The sequence below is a fragment of the Brevibacillus soli genome (genome assembly GCF_044759095.2).
Lineage (GTDB): Bacteria > Bacillota > Bacilli > Brevibacillales > Brevibacillaceae > JBIYSM02.
The window spans coordinates 149,492-165,887 of record NZ_JBIYSM020000001.1; the positions used below are offsets into that span (position 1 = coordinate 149,492).

12 protein-coding genes are annotated in these 16,396 nt (G+C 54.7%); 9 read left to right on the forward strand and 3 right to left on the reverse strand.

Annotation, left to right across the window (positions count from 1 at the left end; all coding sequences use genetic code 11):
* The first annotated feature begins 151 nt into the window (after window positions 1-151).
* From ACE99V_RS00710 to ACE99V_RS00740, 7 genes are all read left to right on the forward strand, one after another.
* Window positions 152-547: a hypothetical protein gene (locus ACE99V_RS00710; RefSeq protein WP_400489025.1), complete on the forward strand. Its 396-nt coding sequence runs from the start codon at window positions 152-154 to the stop codon at window positions 545-547.
* Window positions 548-770: 223 nt separating this feature from the next.
* Window positions 771-1,679, forward strand: a complete 909-nt coding sequence (locus tag ACE99V_RS00715) for a class I SAM-dependent methyltransferase (protein WP_400489026.1) — start codon at window positions 771-773, stop codon at window positions 1,677-1,679.
* Between the two features lie 41 nt (window positions 1,680-1,720).
* A complete protein-coding gene (locus tag ACE99V_RS00720; RefSeq protein WP_400489027.1) occupies window positions 1,721-3,211 on the forward strand; it encodes a helix-turn-helix domain-containing protein in 1,491 nt (496 codons plus the stop codon).
* A 161-nt stretch (window positions 3,212-3,372) separates the two neighbouring features.
* A complete protein-coding gene (gene hutU / locus ACE99V_RS00725; protein ID WP_400489028.1) occupies window positions 3,373-5,049 on the forward strand; it encodes a urocanate hydratase in 1,677 nt (558 codons plus the stop codon).
* Between the two features lie 12 nt (window positions 5,050-5,061).
* The gene (gene hutI / locus ACE99V_RS00730; protein WP_400489029.1) at window positions 5,062-6,345 is read left to right on the forward strand and encodes an imidazolonepropionase; all 1,284 of its coding nucleotides are present in this window, start codon (window positions 5,062-5,064) and stop codon (window positions 6,343-6,345) included.
* A complete protein-coding gene (locus tag ACE99V_RS00735; RefSeq protein ID WP_400489030.1) occupies window positions 6,342-7,340 on the forward strand; it encodes an agmatinase family protein in 999 nt (332 codons plus the stop codon). Before hutI ends, ACE99V_RS00735 begins: the two co-directional genes overlap by 4 nt.
* Before the next feature lie 59 nt (window positions 7,341-7,399).
* Window positions 7,400-8,743, forward strand: coding sequence for a YjiH family protein (locus tag ACE99V_RS00740; protein WP_400489031.1), 1,344 nt, complete (start codon window positions 7,400-7,402; stop codon window positions 8,741-8,743).
* A 247-nt stretch (window positions 8,744-8,990) separates the two neighbouring features.
* Here ACE99V_RS00740 and ACE99V_RS00745 read toward each other — a convergent pair whose 3' ends face one another.
* Complete coding sequence (locus tag ACE99V_RS00745) at window positions 8,991-9,740, reverse strand: YheC/YheD family protein (protein ID WP_400489032.1); 750 nt, start codon at window positions 9,738-9,740, stop codon at window positions 8,991-8,993.
* Window positions 9,741-9,953: 213 nt separating this feature from the next.
* Here ACE99V_RS00745 and ACE99V_RS00750 point away from each other — a divergent pair, with 213 nt between their 5' ends.
* Together ACE99V_RS00750 and ACE99V_RS00755 are read left to right on the forward strand one after the other, a co-directional pair.
* Complete coding sequence (locus ACE99V_RS00750) at window positions 9,954-10,697, forward strand: IclR family transcriptional regulator (RefSeq protein WP_400489033.1); 744 nt, start codon at window positions 9,954-9,956, stop codon at window positions 10,695-10,697.
* 783 nt (window positions 10,698-11,480) lie between these two features.
* Window positions 11,481-12,218, forward strand: coding sequence for a YheC/YheD family protein (locus ACE99V_RS00755; protein WP_400489034.1), 738 nt, complete (start codon window positions 11,481-11,483; stop codon window positions 12,216-12,218).
* Window positions 12,219-12,337: 119 nt separating this feature from the next.
* On the opposite strand, the gene acnA is transcribed toward ACE99V_RS00755, so the two are convergent.
* Window positions 12,338-15,067 (reverse strand): aconitate hydratase AcnA, encoded by a 2,730-nt coding sequence (gene acnA, locus ACE99V_RS00760; RefSeq protein WP_400489035.1) that lies wholly within the window; start codon window positions 15,065-15,067, stop codon window positions 12,338-12,340.
* Between the two features lie 298 nt (window positions 15,068-15,365).
* On the reverse strand, window positions 15,366-16,391 hold the full coding sequence (locus ACE99V_RS00765; protein WP_400489036.1) for a ThiF family adenylyltransferase: 1,026 nt from the start codon (window positions 16,389-16,391) through the stop codon (window positions 15,366-15,368).
* Window positions 16,392-16,396 lie beyond the last annotated feature (5 nt).

A 16,396-nucleotide genomic window follows, 5' to 3' on the forward strand; every position in this document is an offset into this window, starting at 1 on the left:
GTTTAAGGGCTTCACCGTGTGAAAGCGCCCTGAAATAAACTTTCCGGAACGCATAAAAAGTTTCCTCTAACGAAGAACCAGCTTCTTCGAGAGGGCTTCAATCGAAGCTTTTTTTAAGGCAGGAAGCAATTTTCAAATGGGGGGAGTTCACATGGATCATCTGCAAAAGAAGTACCAACCGATTGACGAGCAAATCGTGCTGTTCAACGAAGAGTACTACCTGAGCGTACTGCGCGTTGAGGTGGGGAGCTTTGACGCTGCTATGAGAGAGGCGCTGTTTAATGTGCTGTACGCTTTCGAAAGCAAAGACATGGAACTGGAAATCGACATCTCGGAAGAGCACACCGGCCTTTGGTACCTGCAGCTGCTTGTCCCTCACGTGCTGACCCTTCCGGAGACGGCACGCAAACGACTGCAGCGAGGTTCGGAACAACTGCGGGAATTCCTCGGGGAACAGCAGATCCAACTGGTCGTCCGCCTGCTGGAAGGAGAAGAAATTCTTTCGTACGTAAAGCGGTACAATCCCAATCTGTCGATTACGTCATAACGAAGCGCGCTTGTGAGATCGGGGGAGAATCCCGATCGCAACCCAACAGAACCGGGGCCTTGCCTCGGTTTTTTTGTTCAAAAAAACATTTGACAAAATTTAATAATTATGATATGATAAAAATTTATTTGTTGACTTTGTTTTTGGAATTATGATAAAAAATAGGGTGTGATTCCATCTGGGTATTCAGCAGACAAAAAAATGGTTCCAAGGAGGATTTTTGATGGACAAAGTCAGCCTTACCGCATTGATATCTGCCTACTCCCGTGCCTATCATGCCAAACACGATACCCCAAAGATCTTTGATGACTTTCTCGCCGGTCAAATGCTTACGGAGGAAGAATTCACGAATCTGGGACGGAATCTGGCGCTGGCGCTTCCTTTTTTTGATCCTGAAAGCGCTGCGTCGTGCCCGGATCAGGAGAGAGCCTTGGCATTGGTCATGCGAGCCCAAAGCACTTCCATCACGATCAGCCGTGCGCGTTATACGGAGGACAGCCTGGAAACAGCCGTCAAGCAGGGCGTGCAGCAGTATGTGATCCTCGGGGCTGGGATGGATACGTTTGCGTTTCGGAGACCGGAGATGGCAAGGCAGCTTCGGGTGTTTGAGGTCGACCATCCGGCCACGCAAGCGTTAAAGCGTCACCGTCTCGCTGAGCTGGGCTGGGAACATCCGGAGCAGCTGCACTTCGTTCCGGTGGATTTCACGAAAGAGAGCCTGGTTGCGGCACTCAAGCATTCCTCGTATGAATCGCATACTGCAAGCTTCTTTAGCTGGTTAGGGGTCACCTATTATCTGTCACGCGACGTGGTGTTCGACATGTTGCGTTCGATTGCCGGCATCGCACCGGCCGGCAGCGCCATCGTTTTCGATTATCTGGATACGGACGCATTTGTTCCCGAGAGAGCGGCTGTACGGGTAAAACGGATGCAGGAGGCTGTGCGTCGGTCGGGCGAGCCGATGCAAACGGGCTTTGACCCGTCCACGCTGGCCGCAGATCTTGCGCGTATCGGTTTGCGTCTCCAGGAGAACCTGAGTCCAGCCGAGATCCAGGATCGCTACTTTCAGGGCCGCACGGACGGCTATCGCGCGTTTGAGCATGTGCACTTTGCGTGGGCAGTGGTCGAATAGGTACAATAGGACTAACGACTTTGTCCAAAAGGAGTTCACCTATGGCGACGTTACTGATCGCAGACCGCGACCCAAACGAACGGACAGGGATCGGCTGGCTGGTCTCCTCGTATGCCATTCCCTTTGACCGAATCCTGACGGCGGGTTCCATGCCGGAGACGGTACAACTGCTGGAGTCCGAAGCGCCGGATGTCATCTGCATCGAGCTGGACATGATTCCCAAAGACGGCTGGGATCGTCTCAAACAGCTGGCCAGGCGGTTTAAGCCGACTGTCATCGTTACGACGGCAGAAGCCACGTTTGAGCGGGCAATGCAGGGCATTGAGCTGAACGCCAGCGATTTGTGGATCAAACCGCAATCTCCCGACCACATCAGACGTGTGTTGACCCGCTGCTGTCGAACGGTTGGGCAAAGCAGGGGGGAGGCGGAACAGGCAGTGGAACCGAAACAGCCGGCCCTTTCCTACCGGTCGCTGTTTCTTCCCCAGGAGGCGTCAGGCGGCCACCTGCAATTGATGCTGTTGCAGCTGGAAAATCCGAAACAGCATCCGCTGCTGTTATCGTTTCTCGACGAATTTCCGTTCCTGGAGGCTCCGGTTTTGCTGCCGCTCAGCGATTTGATCGTCTGCGTCTTTTCCCTCGCAGGTGAACAGCCTGCGCAGCGGTTGAAGCAGCTGGGAAAACGACTGCTGGCAGAGTGGGAGGCCGACCATGCCGAGCCGCTCTCGCTGGTTGTCTACGACTCACATGATCCGTCCATCTCGCTGAACCAGAAGTACCTGCATGCCAGACAGGCGCTGGAGATCCGCTTTTTCAAAGGTTACCGGCAAATATCCGTCGTCGAAGACAAAGTGGACTGGGTGATGATCGACCCGTTTTTGACCCCGGCGGAGCAGCGGACGTGGATTGACATGTTGAATGACGCGGACAGGGAGAAAATCAAGCAGTGGATGTACCAGCAATTCCTCAACAAGGAAGAACCGTACCCTGAACCGGGGTTGCTGCGTATCAGGCTCACCAGCATATTGGCCCAGGTGCGTCGATTTATGAAGTCGTACTTCCTGGACCAAGGGGCGTTGGAAGAGCGCTACCACCGCGTCTTTGAAACGATCTTGTACAATCCGATACTCTACCGCATCGTTCAGGAGTTTTTGCTGTTTTTGTACGAAGTCATGGATTCAGCCAAAATGCATCAGGAGAACGCCCGCGCAGACGTGATCGAGCAGGCAATCCGCTATATGGAAGAACATTTTCGCAATCCCGAATTGCGACTGGAGGATGTGGCCCGCCACGTGGACCGAAGTCCTGCCTATTTCAGCTCGCTCCTGTCGAAAAAGCAGGGAAGCTCGTATCGCCAGCTGCTGACGGCGATCCGGGTCAAAGAAGCGCAGCGGCTCTTGCTGGATACCAAATGGCCGGTGCAGGAAATCGCGGAAAAGACGGGATTTGTCAACGGCAACTACTTTAGCAAGATTTTCAAGGAAAAAACGGGGACAACCCCACGTTCATTTCGAAATCGTAAAAAAGAATAAAAACCGAAAGAAAGGATAAGTTTTTCGCGCAAGCGTTTTCCGATCTGCTTTTTGATGCGTAAATAATGAGAAAAATTCGAAAAACAGCCGCCTGTTTTCAAAAGCGGCTGTTTTTTATACTCATGAGTAAGCAAGAACATTCGGAAAAAGCAGGTGAAATCATGACGAAAACGCAAACCATACAAGACCTGATCCAACAATACTCCGGAACCAAGCTGCACGCAAAAGGCTGGATCCAGGAAGCTGCCCTGCGGATGCTCTTGAACAACCTGAATCCCGACGTGGCAGAGCACCCGGAAAATCTGGTTGTATACGGCGGGATCGGCAAGGCGGCGCGCGACTGGGAGTGCTTTGAAACGATCGTGGAAACGCTTGCCAAACTGGAGAGTGACGAGACGCTGCTGGTTCAATCGGGCAAGCCGGTTGCCGTATTCAAGACCCATGCGGATGCGCCGCGCGTACTGCTTGCCAACTCCAACCTGGTGCCAGCCTGGGCCAACTGGAATCACTTCCACGAGCTGGACAAAAAAGGCCTGATGATGTACGGACAGATGACCGCGGGCAGCTGGATTTACATCGGCAGCCAGGGGATCGTGCAGGGCACGTACGAAACGTTTGCGGAGTGCGCCCGTCAGCACTTCGAGGGTACACTTGCCGGCACCATCACGGTTACGGCCGGCCTGGGGGGGATGGGTGGAGCACAACCGCTCGCCGTCACGCTCAACGGCGGAGTCAGCATCAACATCGAAGTGGATCGCACTCGGATCCAGCGCCGTTTGGACACACGCTACCTGGATATCATGACGGAAAGCCTGGACGAAGCGATCCAGATGGCACAAGAGGCCAAGCGCGAGAAGAAAGGGATCTCGATCGGTCTATTGGGCAACGCTCCGGAAGTTCTGAACCAAATGCTCGAGCGCGGATTTATTCCGGACGTGCTGACGGACCAAACTTCTTCACACGACCCGCTGAACGGCTACATCCCCGTGGGCATGAGCCTGGAAGAAGCTGCCGAGCTGCGTAAAATAGATCCGCAAGCCTACGTGGCAAAATCAAAGGCGAGTATCGCCGAGCATGTACGCGCCATGTTGAACATGCAAGAACGCGGAGCGGTCACCTTCGACTACGGCAACAACATCCGGCAGGTGGCCAAGGACGAGGGCGTCGAGGATGCATTCAACTTCCCGGGCTTCGTACCTGCATACATCCGCCCGCAGTTCTGCGAAGGCAAGGGGCCATTCCGCTGGGCGGCGCTTTCCGGTGATCCGGAAGACATCTACAAGACCGACGAAGTGATCCTGCGCGAATTCAGCTCCAACACCCGACTATGCAACTGGATCCGCATGGCCCAAGAGCGCATTCAGTTCCAGGGTCTGCCCGCTCGCATCTGCTGGCTGGGCTACGGCGAACGGGCACGCTTCGGCAAGATCATCAATGACATGGTGGCTCGCGGTGAACTGAAGGCACCGATCGTCATCGGCCGCGACCACCTGGATTCCGGATCCGTGGCGTCGCCGAACCGCGAAACGGAAGCAATGAAGGACGGCAGCGACGCTGTAGCGGACTGGCCGATCCTGAACGCGCTCATCAACGCCGTAGGCGGGGCAAGCTGGGTTTCTGTTCACCACGGCGGGGGCGTCGGTATGGGCTACTCCCTGCACGCCGGCATGGTGATCGTCGCTGACGGTACCGAAGAAGCGGCAAAACGCCTGGAACGCGTACTGACTACCGACCCGGGGATGGGAATCGTCCGTCATGCTGATGCCGGGTACGATCTTGCCGTGAAAACCGCCAAGGAGAAAGGCGTGCACATCCCCATGCTGAAGGGTGGATGTTAGAAAGGAGACGCCATGAACAAGCAGACGAAACCCGTATTCATCCGGAACGCAAGCCAACTGGTTTCGCTTGCGGGAGGCTCGGAAGCGCCGCTCGTTGGAAAGCGAATGGGAGAGCTTGGGATCATTGAAAACGGCAGTGTATGGCTGGAAGACGGCATCATTCGCGCTGTCGGCCGCGATGATGAACTGGCGGAAGTGTACCGAGATCGGCTGCAGGAAGCGGAAATCATACATGCTTCAGGCAGGCTCGTCACCCCTGGACTGGTTGATCCGCACACGCATCTGGTCCATGCGGGAACCCGCGAAAACGAATTTCATATGCGGCTGCAGGGTGCCACCTACATGGAAATCATGAACAACGGCGGGGGAATTCACGCCACCACGTCCGCTACCCGCAAGGCCGATCACGAAACCCTGTTTGCACAGAGCAAAAAGCGTCTTGATCAGTTCCTGCTGCACGGCGTAACGACAGTGGAAGCAAAAAGCGGGTATGGCCTGACGCTCGAAGACGAGATCAAGCAGCTGGAAGTGGCCAAACAGCTCAACGAGCAGCACGCCGTTGACATCGTCAGCACGTTTATGGGGGCCCATGCCGTACCGAAGGAGTTCAAGGAGAATCCTGATCGCTTCGTCGAGCTGGTGATCGAGGAGATGATCCCGGAGGTGGCGAGACGCGGCCTGGCTGAATTCAACGACGTCTTCTGCGAGCGGGGCGTATTTACCCCGGAGCAGTCGAAGCGCATACTCGAGGCAGGTGTGAAGCACGGCCTGCTGCCGAAAATTCACGCAGACGAAATTGAACCGTACGAAGGAGCGGAGCTCGCCGCTGACATCGGGGCCGTTTCCGCAGACCATCTGCTTCGGGCCTCTGACAACGGCATCAGGATGATGGCGGAAAAAGGCGTGATCGCCGTCCTGCTTCCGGGTACCGCCTTCTTCCTGATGGCCGAGTCGGCCAATGGGCGGAAAATGATCGACGCCGGTGTGCCGGTCGCGATCTCCACCGACTGCAATCCAGGGTCATCTCCGACGGTTTCCCTGCCGCTGATCATGAATCTTAGCTGCCTGAAAATGGGGATGACTCCCGCAGAAGCGCTCGCCGGCGCTACGATCAATGCGGCCCATGCAATCAAGCGGGGCCATGAGATCGGCAGTATCGAGCCGGGGAAAAAGGCGGACATTGCGATCTTTGACGTACCCAACTACCTGGTGCTGCAGTATCGCTACGGCGTGAACCACGTGCATACCGTGATCAAGGCGGGCGTGAAGGTCGTGGACGGAGGGCGTTTGGCGTGAAGGCATATCCGTATCCATTGCTCAAACCGCCAAGCTTTGTCTGGGACAAAAGCGCCGTCCCCGCGGAACCAAAGGTAAACGAGTGGATCCAGACGCTTGACCCCACGCAAGCGGAAGCATACGACTGGACGCGGTACGACGTCGCCATTCTCGGCGTACCGCTCTCCCGTTCGTCCATCTCCGCCTCGGCGGCCAGCGAAAATCCGGACGCGCTCCGCAGGGCATGGAAGTATTTTACCACCTACAATCTGGACTGCGACGAAGATCTGTCCGATCTACGCGTCGTCGATCTGGGAGACGTCCGTCAGAACGTGACGGATATCCAGCAGTGCCATCGGAACATTCGGGAAGCGATGTTCCACATGCGGACCCATCATCCCCATATGATGCCGGTGTCCATGGGAGGAGACCACTCCATCACCGCCATGCTGGTCAAGGGCTGGAATGACGCACACCCACAGGAACGCATAGGCATCCTCCAGATGGACACCCACTTTGACCTGCGGGATTTGACGGACAACGGGCCAAGCAACGGCACTCCGATTCGCAATCTGATTGAGAGCGGCGTGGTCAAAGGTGAGGACGTCCACAACATCGGGCTCCACGGCTTTTTCAACGCCCGGTCCCTCAAAACGTACGCTGATGAAGTCGGGGTGCGCTATACCACCATGCAGCAGGCGCGGAAGCGGGGACTCGAGCCAACCGTCAGAAAGGCGCTGGAACAGCTTGCAGCAAAAGTGGATACCATCTATGTTACCGTGGACATGGACGTGCTCGACATCAGTTACGGTCCTGGCGTTCCCGCCTCCACACCGGGAGGCATGCGCAGCGACGAATTGTTTGAAGCTGTTTACCTCGCGGGGAAACACCCGAAAGTGAAAGCGATGGATCTGGTCTGTCTTGATCCGTTTAAGGACAGAGGAGAAGCCACCGTCAAAACGGCGGTCCACACCATGCTTACGTTTCTCACGGGATTCAAACAGAGAGAGAAATAAAGAATGATCGGATAGGACCGGGTGGGAAACGACTTTGAAGTCAAAGGGGGATATTGAAAATGGCTGCACCAAGTCCGGAAAGCCTGGCGAGAACAGAGCAGAAGCCAGCCTATTATACTTCTGCCAATGCATGGAAGTTTATCGTGTTCAGTCTCGTCGGCATTTTTATGTTTTTTATCCCGATTACCGCAGGCACGACGTCGTCGATTCCGCTTGACCATGTTGTCAGCTGGATTCGGGCATCCGTTCCTTCTCTGATTCCACTCTATGCCCTCTTGGTGATCCTGCTGGGAGCCGTTTACCCGTTTGTGACCAAAAGCTGGAACAAAAGCAAGGTCAACATGGCATTCTCCGTGCTGAAAGTGCTCGGTGTCGTTGTGGCTCTGATGATTTACCTGAAAATAGGTCCTGCCTGGCTGATGGACAAAAACATGGGACCGTTCCTGTTTGAAAAGCTGGTCATTCCCGTGGGACTGGTGGTTCCCATTGGTTCCGTATTCCTCGCGCTGCTCGTTGGGTACGGTTTGATGGAATTCATCGGGGCGTTGGTACAACCGATCATGCGTCCGATTTGGAAGACGCCTGGCCGCTCCGCGGTCGATGCGGTTGCCTCATTCGTTGGAAGCTATTCGATTGGTCTGTTGATTACCAACCGGGTGTTCAAGGAAGGCAAGTACACCGCAAAAGAAGCGGCGATCATCGCGACCGGCTTCTCCACCGTGTCCGCCACGTTTATGATTGTCATTGCCAAAACTCTCGGTCTCATGGAGATCTGGAACCTGTATTTCTGGGTATCGCTGGTCATCACGTTCCTGGTGACAGCTGTAACGGTCCGACTCTGGCCGCTGAGCAAGATGAGCGACGAGTATTATGACGGCAAGGGAGATCCCGAGGAAGTCATCACGGAAAAGCGTCTGCAGCATGCCTGGAAAGAGGCCATGCTGACTGCGGACAAATCTCCCGGACTGGGTAAGAACATATGGACAAATCTGCGCGACGGGTTTGTCATGACGATGAGCATCCTGCCGTCCATCATGTCCGTCGGTCTGCTCGGTCTCGTGCTGGCAGAGTTTACCCCGATTTTTGACATCGTCGGGTATATTTTCTATCCGATCACCCTGCTTCTGCAGATCCCGGAACCGCTGCTTGCCGCAAAAGCATCCGCAATCGAAATCGCGGAGATGTTCCTGCCGGCACTGCTGGTGGCCGAAGCACCGCTCGTCACCAAATTCATCATCGCCGTGGTATCCGTGTCGTCCGTTCTGTTCTTCTCAGCCAGCATTCCCTGTATCCTCTCCACAGAAATTCCGATCAGTATTCCGCAGCTGCTCGTCATATGGTTCGAACGTACCGTGTTGACGCTGATCTTGGTCACACCGCTGGCGTATCTGTTGTTGCCGTGAGCTTGCCGACCCGCTGAATGTGCAGCGGGTCGGCATTTTTTCTGTATATCAATGGAATGGTGTGGTAAACTGTGGAAATGTAAACTTCCTATCGTTTTCATGGAGCAGGAGGAGAGAGTGTGGCAAAACATGTTGCATCCTGCGCGGTATTGAAACGGGTACGTCCGCGCAGTCGGCGTGAGTAACTTCCATGTGCACCATTTGGAGGATGAAAAAGACCAAAGGTAACCCGGTTTCAAAGCGCGGGTTACCTTTTCCGATTCCGGTTTTGTCGCCGATAGGCCAAGATGGTACGGTATATCCGCTTGTCTCTCATTTTGAGGAACAAGGTGATATCCGGAGTTAGGTTGGCTTCAATAATCCAGACCCTGCCGCTGCTGTCGATGCCCATGTCCAAACCGAATACCCGTTGACTCGTGTAGTAGGTGGCCAACCGTCTGGCAGCCCGAAGTGCGACGCTTCGAATCCTTCTGATGATAGCAGCTTGGGACAGACGGCATGCGCTGGAGAGGCGAATGGCGGTGCGAAGCGGCAGTACCTTTCCTTTGCTTCGCCCGATATTGGTGACGATATAGCCGGGGCCCGCCACTTTGGCCAACATGCCGGTGATTACCCAATTCCCTCCGATTCTGCGCTGTACCATCACCCGGATGTCAAAGGGACGGCCGTTCACAGTCGCCAACGAAATGCCGCGCTGGACGATATAGCTCCTTTTCACCTTGCTGCGCACATGCGTATAGGTTCTGTTCAGACCTTTACATGTATGCCGCACTCGTCCATAGTGAACGGAGTACCGATTGTGCCCCTGAGAGGAGACCATGATCACACCGGCTCCTCTGCTGCCTGTCGACGGTTTCGCAACGACTTTCGAATATTTGCCGAGCAAACGGCTCATGTTCGCTAGTGCCAACGGGAGAGTTTCGGGCAATGCGGGATGCAGTGACGGCTCGCGGCGTAAAACCGCGTACTTGGTATACTTGGTTTTACTTCTTGCCAACAGGCACCAGCTCCTTACTGCCTGTAATAGATAAGCTGTTCATCTACTAAACTATGACTACATCTTCAGAAGGCTTTAGGAGGATGCCCTATTTTTTCAAAATAGGTTGGCACTCGCTACTTTACTCGTTGTCTTTTTTTTCTGTATACTGACAAGTAACATGATTTCATCTAATGAAACGAACGGAGAGCATGAAAGAAGAGGTGCGGAACGATGGAGGAACAAAAATCAACCGTGCGGGCAGTGGAGCGGGCACTTGAAGTCCTGCTCTGCTTTACGGACGAAAAAGAGCTGGGGTTAAGCGAGATTGCCGCACGTGTCTCTCTGCACAAAAGCACAGTGCACCGGCTGCTGGCGACGCTGGAGAGCAAAGGCTTCGTCATCCGGGACGTGCAGACGGACAAGTATCGACTGGGCTTTCGCCTGTGGGAGCTGTCTGCCAGTCTGGCTCACTCTGACGATCCGGCAATCATTTTGCTTCCGGAAATGGAGCGGCTACGAGATGTAGTAGGGGAGACGATCAGCTTGTACGTGCGGGATGGCAACGAGCGGATTCGCATCCAGGCCGTACAGAGCAACCAGCCGATTCGTCGCGTGGCTCCCGTCGGAGCGAGAATGCCGCTGTCCGTCGGGGCTTCCAGCAAGGTACTTGTGGCATACGCGGATCCGGAAGTGCTGCAAGCGGTTCTGCAGGATCCCCACTGGCCGGAATCGATTGACAAGGAAGCGTACATCGAGCAGTTGGAGCAGATTCGCCAGCAGGGGTACGCTACCAGCGTGGAGGAGAGGGAGCTTGGGGCGGCGGCAGTCGCTGCTCCGATCTTTAATCGAAACGGCAAACTGGTCGCAGCAATCGCTGCTTCCGGTCCATCCAACCGTTTAACCCCGGAAATGATGAGCGAATATGCTGTCCCCATCATGGAGGCAGCCAGGCGGATGGGAAAAATGGTGAAGTAGCATAAAAGGACAAACCGTTGAGCAAGGTCTCAACGGTTTTTTGCTTAGGATCCGCTTGCCTCTCTCTCGCTGCAAGGAAGGGGAGACTCTCAGACCGAATAGGTAGCAACCTCTTTTTGTTTGGCTTGGTGTCGATTGTCTATGCAATGATGAGAGGACATGAATATACAAGTAGGGTAATGAAAGAAAGACGAAGGCAGGTGAATGTCATGTCTTATCATAGCTCTCAATGGCCTGGATATTCGGCATTTTGGCCGGAACAAAGGCCAGAACGGCCTCCCTACCGCCCCCCCTATCGACCGCCAGATTGGCGACGATTCTGTCCTGACCACTGTCGATTCTGTCCGCCAGAATGCTGCCGGCGCCGCAGGGACGGGCGCCGTTATTAATCGCTGCTACTGATTGATAAAGAAAATCCGTGATGGAGCCAAACCTGTGGGTATGGCTCTTTTCTCATCGTGTATAAGAATTTATAACATTGGGACATCGAATACAGCCACAAGGAAAGGGTTCGGGTCCCTTTCTGGTGTCGGCTGGGTTTTCTTATCGTGCAGGAAAGTTTAAGGGCTTCACCGTGTGAAAGCGTCCTGAAACAAACTTTCCGGAACGCATAAAAAGTTTCCTCTAACGAAGAACCAGCTTCTTCGAGAGGGCTTCAATCGAAGCTTTTTTTATCACGGGGTTACATCTGAAACGCCACGAAAGATACCGGTCTATACAGGCTGTTTGCAACCATCATAGGATACTGAACCAAAACACGAATGCAATGGAGGGAATGTGTTCATGGGCATCTGGAGCAAGTTGAAAAAGCACCGGATCCTCGCAAGGCATCAGTCAATCCGTCCTTTTCTGCCTGAAACACACCTGCTGAACCAACAAACGCTGTTTTATCTTCTCCGTAAATACCCTGTTCTCTATCTGAAACCGGATCGAGGGACTGGGGGCGGCGGTATCATTCGAATTCGACGCGGTCGGAAAGCTTATCATGTGCAAGCAGGTGTCACAAGCAGAATCGTACAGGATCGGCGCAAGCTGTATTCCGTTGTCACCCGGTTGACAGGGAGAAGGCGATACCTGGTTCAACAGGGCATTTCCATGGTGACGATCAAGCGGCGTCCAATCGACTACCGCCTCCTCGTGTTAAAACCAGGAACATCCTGGGAGGTCATGGGGATCATGGGGAAATGGGCCGCCCCCAATAAAATCGTCACCAATTACTGCCGGGGCGGTAGACCCATCAGGCTGTTCAACTCGTTAAGAAGAAGCATGGGCATGTCCGAACAACAATGTCGGAAAACAGAACAAAGAATTTTCGCGCTTGGCTTACAAGTCGCACGTGCCATGAATCCATACTCGCTGCGTGAGTTAGGTCTGGATCTGGCTATCGATCGAAACCTGAGAATTTACTTGCTGGAGGTAAACACCGGGCCGCAATTCAAGCTTTTTCGTTTCCACGCGGACAGAACCTTGCACCGCAAAATAGCCGGTTACGTAAGGAGGATCAGATCAAGACGCAGATAACCTGATTCGGTACAGTGTGGATTCCACAGGGCACCTTCCATTACATGAAGGCTGTTGGGTCTCGCAAGCTCATGAAAAAGGCAGACGTTCCATGACAACGTCTGCCTTTTGCTTCATTCTTATGCCGTTACGGTTTTTTCTTCGTCAAGCAGCTGACGCAGAACGGTTTGCAGGATACCGCCGTTGCGGTAGTAGTCTACATCTACCGTGCTGTCGAGACGAACGATGACGTCGAACTCAAAAGTGCTGCCATCCTGACGGGTTGCCTTCACTTTCAGTTTTTGGCCCGGTTGGACGTTGTCGCTCAAGCCGACGATATCAAAGGTTTCGGTACCGTCGATGTTGAGGGACTTCCAGCTTTGGCCATCCACAAACTGCAGCGGGAGAACGCCCATGCCTACCAGGTTGGCGCGGTGGATACGCTCAAAGCTTTCCGCAATCACCGCTTTGATGCCGAGGAGGAACGTACCTTTTGCCGCCCAGTCGCGGGAGGAACCGGTACCGTACTCCTTGCCGGCAAATACCACCAGCGGTGTGTTGTCCGCTTGATACTTCATCGCTGCATCATAGATGGACATGATTTCGCCGGTCGGCAGGTATTTGGTTACACCGCCCTCAGTGCCAGGAGCCACTTGGTTGCGGATGCGGATGTTGGCAAACGTACCGCGCATCATGACGTCGTGGCTGCCACGGCGAGCGCCGTAGGAGTTGAAGTCTTTGCGTTCCACACCTTTGGACTGCAGGTAGAGACCTGCCGGGCTGGTCGGCGAAATGTTGCCGGCCGGAGAGATGTGGTCGGTCGTGACGGAATCGCCGAACAGAGCGAGCGTTTTCGCGCCTTTGATTTCTCCGATGTGTCCCACTTCGCCAGTGAGGTCTTTGAAGAACGGCGGCTCTTGAATGTACGTGGAGTTTTCATCCCACTCGTACAGGTCGCCGGTCGGTGCGTCGATTTCGTTCCATGCCTTGTTTTGCGTAAACACATTTGCGTATTGGGAACGGAACAGTTCCGGATTCATCGCTTTGTCCATCGCTTCTGCGAGCTCTTGCGGAGTCGGCCAGATGTCTTTCAGGTAGACAGGTTGGCCGTCCTTGCCGATGCCGATCGGGTCTTTTGTCAGGTCGATGTTGACGGTACCCGCGAGCGCATATGCGATCACCAGCGGCGGAGAAGCGAGGTAGTTCGCTTTCACCTGTGCGTGAATGCGGCCTTCGAAGTTGCGGTTACCGGAGAGGACCGCAGCGACAGTCAGGTCGTTTTCAGCAATCGCCTTGCTGGTTTCTTCCGGCAGCGGACCGGAGTTTCCGATACAAGTGGTGCAGCCGTAACCGACGACGTTAAAGCCGATCGCATTGAGCGAATCAATCAGGCCGGCGTCGATCAGGTATTGGGTAACGACGCGGGAACCAGGCGCCAGGGAGCTCTTCACGAACGGAGGCTTCTTCAGACCTTTTTCTACCGCTTTCTTCGCTACAATACCGGCGCCCAGCATTACGCTTGGGTTGGAGGTATTGGTACAGGACGTAATCGCAGCGATGACCACGGAACCGGTTTTCAGTTCAGCTTTTTCGCCGTTCGGATAGGTAACTTCCGCCTTCGCGTTGATCTTCTCTTCGCTGAGGCCGAAACCGCCTTTTTCGATTGGCGTGCGCAGGCTGTTGTTGAAGGATTCCTTCATGGAAGTCAGCTCGACACGGTCTTGCGGACGCTTCGGACCGGCAAGGCTCGGAACGACGGTGGACAGATCCAGCTCCAAGGTTTCGCTGAAGATTGGGTCCGGCGTGTCATCCGTACGGAACAAGCCTTGTGCTTTGGTGTAGGTTTCAACCAGGTTAATCAGGCTTTCATCGCGGCCTGTTTGACGCAGGTAGTTGAGCGTTTCCGCATCAACCGGGAAGAAGCCCATGGTTGCACCGTATTCTGGTGCCATGTTGGCAACGGTCGCACGGTCTGCCAGAGAGATGTTGGAGAGACCAGGGCCGTAGAATTCTACGAATTTGCCTACTACGCCTTTTTTGCGCAGCATTTGGGTTACGGTCAAGGCCAGGTCGGTAGCGGTTGCGCCTTCCGAAAGAGTTCCTGTCAGTTTGAAACCTACTACTTCAGGAGTTACGAAGTAGAGCGGTTGGCCCAGCATGCCTGCTTCCGCCTCGATACCGCCGACGCCCCATCCGAGTACGCCCAGACCGTTGATCATGGTGGTGTGGGAGTCGGTACCGACGAGAGAATCCGGGAAGGCCACCAGTTCGCCGTCCACTTCGCGGGTAGCAACGACAGTTGCCAGGTACTCCAGGTTCACCTGGTGTACGATACCGGTTGCGGGCGGCACCGCACGGAAGTTGTCAAAAGCGGTTTGTGCCCAGCGCAGGAAGCGGTAGCGCTCCTGGTTGCGCTCAAATTCCAGTTTCATGTTGTTTTCCAGCGCGTTTTCGTTCCCGAAGTCGTCAACCATGACGGAGTGGTCGATGACGAGGTCTACCGGCACAAGCGGATTGATGCGTTTCGGATCGCCGCCGGCGCGCTTCATTGCAATACGCATCGCAGCCAAATCAACAACAGCCGGTACGCCGGTAAAGTCCTGCAGGACGATACGAGCCGGCATGAGCGGTACTTCTTGGTTTTCGTCACGGCCTTTTGTCCAGTTGGCCAGTTGTTGTACGTGTTCTTTTGTGATGGCACGGCCGTCAAATTGACGAACAGCCGCTTCCAGCAGCACCTTAATGGAGAACGGCAGTTTGGAGACTTCGCCAATTCCTTGCTCTTCCAGGCCTTGCAGGCGATAGTACTTGTAGGACTTGTCGCCTACCTGCATGGAGGACTTCACATTGTAAGCATCTTTGTTAGCCAATCGAATGACCTCCTTGTACGTCGGTTAAGGTTTCATCTAGTGAAACGTCGTTTCGTTTCTTCGATTACGCTCCTATTATACTCGATTTGTTACTCGTCTTCTACCCTCAATTTCATAAATTGTTCACACGTGAAAGGAAACCATTTTCAGTAGAATGTATAAAATTGGACATCCCATACAGCCGCTAGAAAAATGTTCGGGGCCCCGCCCGGCGCAGAAAGGGAACCCACTCGGCTCAGCGATAGCTAACGCCGAGTGGGTTGAGGATAGCTAATGCCGGGTGGGTTTTCTTAGATGATTATGCGCCGATGTATTTGGCGTGTAAGGATCGTGCCACGCTCACGTCATCCGTTCCCTGAACAAGCACCCGGCCGTCGGGAAAGGCGACCAGTGTGTGCGGTTCCGCATGGAAGCGGAGGAGAAACTTGTTTCGCTCTACCTTGCCCAGCGGAGCGAGACGCTTTTCCAGGCGGTCCAGATCGAGGGAGGCGTCCGCAGCAGGGGAAATCTGCACGGTATCACGGCCGCATAGGGAAACCGCCAAACCTTCCTGCGTGTCCGCATGGAGAAAGTCAAACTGCCGTACTCCGCAGGTCGGACAGTCCGGACGGCGCGCTTTGCTGACACGGACTTGCTGATGCTGGTTGTTCCACAAGTCGAAGTGCTCTAGGTACGGATTGAAAGATTCGGACGCTCCGACAAGCAGCTTCAGTGCCTCTGTTGCTTGATACGACGCCACGATGTGGATGATGGGTCCGATTACCCCGGACGTATCACAGGTGGGCATTTCACCCGGTTTGGGTGCCTCGGGAAAGAGACAGCGGAGGCAGGGGGTTTTTCCTGGACGGATGGCAGTAAATGTACCGGTGGCGCTCACCGCCCCTCCGTACACCCAAGGGATCGCGTGCTTCACGCAGACATCGTTGATCAGATACCTCACCTGAAAGTTGTCGGTGGCGTCCAGAACCAGATCCGCGTCGGCGAGCAGCGATTCGGCGTTAAACGGTGTCAGATCGGCGACGACGGGCTCAATGTTCACCTCGGAGTTGATCCGTTTCAGCTTTTCGTAGGCGGCCATTGCCTTTGGCAAGTGCGCTCGGGCGTCGTCTTCATCGTACAGCATCTGCCGCTGAAGATTGCTCGGTTCAACAAAGTCTCGGTCGATCAGGCGCACAAACCCGACTCCCGCCCGAACCATGTGGTTGGAGAGAACGGTACCCAGTGCGCCCATCCCCACGATGGCAACGCGGCTCGATCCAAGCCGCTCCTGACCGCTTCGTCCGATCGGAGGAAACAGGATTTGCCGAGAGTAACGCGTCTGCATCCCGC

Coding starts and splice junctions, on each gene's coding strand:
- ACE99V_RS00755 (WP_400489034.1), top strand. CDS start 11,481: ATGGGCATCTGGAGCAAGTTGAAAAAGCACCGGATCCTCGCAAGGCAT.
- ACE99V_RS00765 (WP_400489036.1), bottom strand. CDS start 16,391: ATGCAGACGCGTTACTCTCGGCAAATCCTGTTTCCTCCGATCGGACGA.
- ACE99V_RS00715 (WP_400489026.1), top strand. CDS start 771: ATGGACAAAGTCAGCCTTACCGCATTGATATCTGCCTACTCCCGTGCC.
- hutU (WP_400489028.1), top strand. CDS start 3,373: ATGACGAAAACGCAAACCATACAAGACCTGATCCAACAATACTCCGGA.
- ACE99V_RS00740 (WP_400489031.1), top strand. CDS start 7,400: ATGGCTGCACCAAGTCCGGAAAGCCTGGCGAGAACAGAGCAGAAGCCA.
- ACE99V_RS00750 (WP_400489033.1), top strand. CDS start 9,954: ATGGAGGAACAAAAATCAACCGTGCGGGCAGTGGAGCGGGCACTTGAA.
- ACE99V_RS00720 (WP_400489027.1), top strand. CDS start 1,721: ATGGCGACGTTACTGATCGCAGACCGCGACCCAAACGAACGGACAGGG.
- hutI (WP_400489029.1), top strand. CDS start 5,062: ATGAACAAGCAGACGAAACCCGTATTCATCCGGAACGCAAGCCAACTG.
- ACE99V_RS00710 (WP_400489025.1), top strand. CDS start 152: ATGGATCATCTGCAAAAGAAGTACCAACCGATTGACGAGCAAATCGTG.